This is a genomic window from Bremerella cremea (assembly GCF_003335505.1).
GTDB lineage: Bacteria > Planctomycetota > Planctomycetia > Pirellulales > Pirellulaceae > Bremerella > Bremerella cremea_A.
On record NZ_QPEX01000008.1, the window covers coordinates 1 to 1,141 of the forward strand.

Sequence of the window (1,141 nt, forward strand, 5' to 3'; positions counted from 1 at the left end):
CCGGTTGTGAGCCCGGCTGATTGGTGCCTTCTCCACGATTATCGACGACTCGATGAAACAAGCAGAACGGGCATCCGTCGTTGGATTGCTTTTCTTTTGGCCGACATTTCGCCAGTGGACTGATCTCGCAGGTGGTGGCCCAGCTCAATCTCCGAGCGTTCTCGTGAATTGATCTCGAATTGTCGTTCTGGCTTTCTGGCCGTTCCATTCACCTTCCTTAGTCCAGGCAGGGCCTCGGCGTGCCAGGGGGCCTGTCACTAGCCTGCGGCAGAATCCTGCTTTTCTGTCCCGCGTCGTCGCCTGGAACGAACGTCCTCCCCGTTGGGAATTCGGGTTCTCGTTGGAAGTGAGAGAACCACTCAATCCCAACTTTCTCAGGAGGACTCAAAATGAGCCAGAACAATCAACCGATCGCCCAGTTCAAGCTTGGTCTCGTCAAAGCCCTGGTATGGGCCAATGAGACGGCTGGAGGAACACGCCACAATGTGACCTTCGTCCGGATCTATCGCAAGGAGGACGAATGGCGAGAAACGACCAGCTTTGGTCGTGACGATCTTCCACTGTTGGCCAAGGTCGCGGACCAGGCTCATACCTGGATCTTTCAGCAGTCGAGTTCCGAATCGTGACGAACTCAATGCGGCCAGCTTCAGCTGGCCGCTTCCTTTTTGTTTCGACGTTGCCTCGTCGAATTGTCGTACGGTCACGTTGTCAGTATTCGTGATTTTCTCTCGGGTTGATCTCAGCTCCCACCGGCGTCCTCGATGTCAGGCGTATGCCAGACGTCTCATCGCGTTCGCTCGCGTTGCTCGCCAAGCTGCCATGGCCGCTTTCCTGAAGGAAGCCTTCGGCCATTCGCTTGCCCGATTCGTCTGAGTCTGGCATCTATCGCTGGCCATCGGCCGCCAAAGCTGGGGCCGAATCACCCAACAAGGAGAAACACTATGTCTACAACCACTAACAGCAAACCGGTCGATCGAATCCGCTTAGGCCGAGTCACCGTCGCAATCTGGCGACATCTCGCCGAAGATGGCAGCCCGTTCTACAAGTTCACGATCGATACGTCCTATAAGGACTCCACGGGGAACTATCAGTCGACAAGCAGCTTCGGGCTCAGGGACGCTTTGTTAGTCGCCAAGATCGC

The 1,141-nt window shown here is 55.9% G+C and carries 1 protein-coding gene and 1 pseudogene; both read left to right on the forward strand.

Annotation, left to right across the window (positions count from 1 at the left end; genetic code table 11):
- Positions 1-389: 389 nt before the first annotated feature.
- Positions 390-626: a hypothetical protein gene (locus DTL42_RS01395; protein ID WP_114366920.1), complete on the forward strand. Its 237-nt coding sequence runs from the start codon at positions 390-392 to the stop codon at positions 624-626.
- Between the two features lie 315 nt (positions 627-941).
- Positions 942-1,141 (forward strand): annotated as a pseudogene (locus DTL42_RS01400) (hypothetical protein); the annotation flags it as partial.